The organism is Pricia sp. (assembly GCF_041745955.1).
GTDB lineage: Bacteria > Bacteroidota > Bacteroidia > Flavobacteriales > Flavobacteriaceae > Pricia.
Genome location: NZ_JBGTHY010000420.1, coordinates 1 through 4183 on the forward strand (window position 1 = coordinate 1; position 4183 = coordinate 4183).

At 42.7% G+C, this 4183-nt stretch carries 2 protein-coding genes and 2 pseudogenes; 3 read left to right on the forward strand and 1 reads right to left on the reverse strand.

Going from position 1 to position 4183, the window contains the following annotated elements:
* Nucleotides 1-69 precede the first annotated feature (69 nt).
* The 3 genes and pseudogenes from ACEW8S_RS14910 to arsB all read left to right on the forward strand — a co-directional run.
* A pseudogene (locus ACEW8S_RS14910) lies at nucleotides 70-400 on the forward strand (DUF6428 family protein); the annotation flags it as partial.
* A gap of 9 nt (nucleotides 401-409) precedes the next feature.
* A pseudogene (locus ACEW8S_RS14915) lies at nucleotides 410-896 on the forward strand (protein-tyrosine-phosphatase); the annotation flags it as partial.
* 4 nt (nucleotides 897-900) lie between these two features.
* Nucleotides 901-1959 (forward strand): ACR3 family arsenite efflux transporter, encoded by a 1059-nt coding sequence (arsB, locus tag ACEW8S_RS14920; protein WP_373518922.1) that lies wholly within the window; start codon nucleotides 901-903, stop codon nucleotides 1957-1959.
* Between the two features lie 496 nt (nucleotides 1960-2455).
* Here arsB and ACEW8S_RS14925 read toward each other — a convergent pair.
* A partial coding sequence (locus ACEW8S_RS14925) for a heavy metal translocating P-type ATPase (RefSeq protein WP_373518923.1) occupies nucleotides 2456-4183 on the reverse strand: 1728 nt, incomplete at its 5' end.

Sequence of the window (4183 nt, forward strand, 5' to 3'; positions counted from 1 at the left end):
CCCGAAAGAGGATTGTTGTTAAAAAATTTGAAATCATTAATCGTATAATCGCAATAAACAAATATAACTATGAAATTATTCGAGATCAAACAAAAACTGATAGCACTTGACAGTATCGCATTTCAACTGCCCGATGGTTCGTTGATACCCAACCACTTTCATGTGACCGAAGTGGGGAAAGGTGAGCAAGCATTTTATCGATTGTGGGGGTACCGTCCGAAAGGAGGAAGTTGTCAATTTCCAGCTGTGGGAGGCCAACGACTATCACCATAGACTGCATCCCGAAAAGCTGGCCGAGATCATCGAACTATCCGAAAAAGTACTGGACATCGATGATGATCTGGAAATAGAAGTCGAGTACCAAGGGGCCACCATCGGGAAATATGGACTAGATTTCGATGAAAAAATCATCCGTATAAATTTTATCTGTACCCATAATTCCCGTAGAAGCCATCTGTCACAAGCTTGGGGCGCAGGCAGCGGCGGCGTACTATAAGGTCAAGAACGTTTTCTGTTATTCAGGTGGCACGGAGGCGACCGCATTATTTCCCATGGCGGCAAAGGCCTTAAAAAATGCAGGGTTTAAGGTCGTGCCCCTTTCCGAAGGTAAAAATCCCGTGTACAGTATCAGGTACGATGACAATGCGCATCCGGTCATCGGTTTTTCAAAGAAGTACGATGATCCTTTTAACCCCGAATCCGGTTTTGTCGCTGTTCTGACCTGCTCGCAGGCCGATGGCGGATGTCCGTTCATCGCAGGGGCGGAAAAACGTATCCCCATTACTTTTGAAGACCCCAAGGCATTCGATGGTACGCCGCAACAAGAAGAAAAGTATAACGAAAGAAGTATGCAGATAGCCACGGAAATGGGCTATGTGTTCTCCCTCATAAAATAAGCACATGGCGCGCAGCAAAAAGAAACTGGGCTTTCTGGACAGAAACCTAACGCTATGGATATTCGTGGCAATGGCCATTGGAGTTGGACTTGGGTATTTTATACCAACATTCCCGGACATCATAAACTCGTTCAGTAATGGAACAACGAACCTTCCGATTGCCATCGGTCTGATATTGATGATGTATTCACCTTTGGCGAAAGTGAACTATTCGTTATTGCCCAAAGTCTTTAGAAACACTAAAATCCTGTCCATTTCACTCATCCTCAACTGGATAATCGGTCCCGTTTTGATGTTTGTACTGGCAATTACGTTTTTGCGTGACTATCCGGAATATATGGTCGGGCTCATTTTGATCGGTCTTGCCCGTTGCATCGCAATGGTTCTGGTATGGAACGACCTAGCGGAAGGAAGCAGCGAATATGGAGCAGGTCTAGTGGCGCTGAACAGTATTTTTCAGGTGTTCGCGTACAGTTTTTATGCGTGGATCTTTATAACCGTTCTTCCGCCCTATTTCGGATTCGAAGGTGCTATCGTGGATATTTCGATCGGGACGATAGCGGAAAGCGTAGCCATCTATTTGGGAATTCCTTTCGTGATGGGAATCTTGAGCAGACTGATTTTAGTGAAACTAAAGGGAGAGAAATGGTACACCAACAAATTCATTCCTGCCATTTCGCCAATGACCTTGATCGCACTTCTATTTACCATAGTCGTGATGTTTTCTTTAAAAGGGGAATTGATCGTTGAGATTCCCTTGGATGTACTGATTATAGCAGTTCCCTTACTTATCTATTTTACCTTGATGTTCATTATCGGATTTTTCTTTACCAAAGCAACGGGAGCGGAATACGATAAGACGGCCTCGGTTGCTTTTACGGCGGCGGGCAATAATTTTGAGTTGGCCATCGCAGTGGCCATAGCGGTTTTCGGATTGAATTCGGGACAGGCATTTGCAGGGGTAATCGGCCCTTTGGTCGAAGTGCCCGCATTAATTTTATTGGTTCGGGTTTCATTTTGGTTGAAGAAAAAATATTATAGGCCCAAAACCGTCAAGATATGAGGATTACCAATTCATATGGAATTATAATTTGTTGTTGTCCATTAAAAACCAAGGTTTTAAATGACTAGATATATCCCTTATAAATTTGAATTAACTCTATGAGAGTAGATCAAATTCAATATTAAAGTCTACTTCTTTAAAAATATATGAAGGTTCATTTATTATGTCAAAATCGGGTTCATTTTGGCAAAGTGACACCCATAAAAAGGTATTTAACCAAATAAAATTTTCGGCTACAAAAGCTGGAATTTTGATTTTAAGAAAAACATTATCAAATGGATTTCCCGCTAATTTATCCAAAAAATGAATTCAATGTCTATGAATGTTGCCTTTTGGCACGAAAAAGTAAAATAAAAATGCTGCTGTTACTATAATGACCAGTGCCCATATTCCATAAAGCTTTTCTTCTTTTGCAATTTTCTTTATCTTATTTTCTTGAATCTTTTTTGCCTTTCTTCTATTTCTACGATTTTGCGACATCATTTTTATTTCCAGTTTATTTCCAGTTCATTTTTTGAAGTCGAACCGCATTAAAAATAGCCAACAATGCCACACCTACATCGGCAAAGACCGCTTCCCACATAGTCGCCATACCCATTGCACCTAAAATCATAACAGTGGCTTTCACGCCAAAGGCCAACCCAATATTTTGCCAAACAATACGTCTTGTGGAACGTCCTATTTTGATGGCTCTTGCAATTTTTGAAGGTTGGTCCGTCTGGATGATTACATCTGCGGTCTCGATGGCCACATCGCTACCCAGGCCACCCATTGCAATTCCTACGTCACTTACTGCCAAAACCGGTGCATCATTAATGCCATCACCAATGAAAGCGACCTTCGTACCGGGCTGCTTTTTCAACGTTTCCACTTCGTCCAGTTTATCTTCCGGTAACAGACCGCCCTTTGCCCAATCGATTTTCAGTTCTTTTGCTACCTGTTGGGTTATGGAATCTTTATCGCCGGATAGCATAATAATTTTGGAAATCCCCGATTCCCTAATTTGCTTTATAGCTTGATGCGCATCTTCCTTTAGTTCATCGGCTATGGTCACATAACCTGCAAATTTTCCATCTAGGGCAACCATTACGATGGATTCCACAATGCTATCGGTCGCTGGCGGAAATGCAATGTTGTTGGATGCCATCAAAGCCTTGTTTCCTACAAAAACCGTTTTGCCGTTGACAGTTCCATTCAATCCCTTTCCGGCATCCTCTGAAACGTTCGTAGCCTCCAAATCTGCACCCTCGGTCTTATATTCAAGTATTGCCTTTGCAATGGGATGGGTGGATTGCTCTTCCATCGCTATCAAGTATTTCATAAAGTCCGCTTTCGCGAAAGCGGAATCATGTACAACTTCCTTGATTTTAAAGACTCCTTTGGTAACGGTACCCGTTTTGTCCATTACCACGGTATTTACCTTTGTCATTGCATCGAGAAAGGATGCGCCCTTGAACAGAATCCCGTTTCGGGACGCTGCACCCAAGCCGCCAAAATAACCTAATGGAATAGAGATGACCAATGCACAGGGACACGAGATCACAAGGAATATCAAAGCTCGATACAGCCAATCCCGAAATACATAGTCATCTACGAAAAAAAAGGGCAAGAACGTCAATCCAATGGCCAAGAAAACAACAATAGGCGTATAAATTCTTGCGAACTTTCTAATGAACAATTCGGTCTTTGATTTACGGGCGGTCGCATTCTGTACCATATCGAGAATGCGGGCAATAGAACTGTCCTTGAACTCCTTGGTAGTTTCGATCTCGATGACACTATCCAGATTGATGCTCCCGGCAAATACACCATCTCCCTTTGCAATGGTATCGGGTTTGCTCTCGCCCGTCAAGGCTGCGGTATTGAAAGAACCTTTATCAGAAAGTAAAATACCATCGAGAGGAACTTTTTCGCCCACACGAACTTGAATTTTCTCACCAATCTCAACGGTTTCTGGATCGACTGAAATAAAATTATTCTGACGGTATACCAATGCACTATCCGGTCTGGCGTCAAGCAATGCCTTTATATTCCCCTTGGCCTTCTTGACGGCGGCACTCTGAAAGAGTTCGCCAACGGCATAAAATAGCATTACCGCCACGCCTTCTGGATATTCACCTATGGCAAATGCACCGAATGTAGCTATGGACATTAACAAGAATTCGGTAAAGAAGTCGCCCTTTCGGATGCTTTGAAAACCCTCTATTAATACTGGAAACCCAAC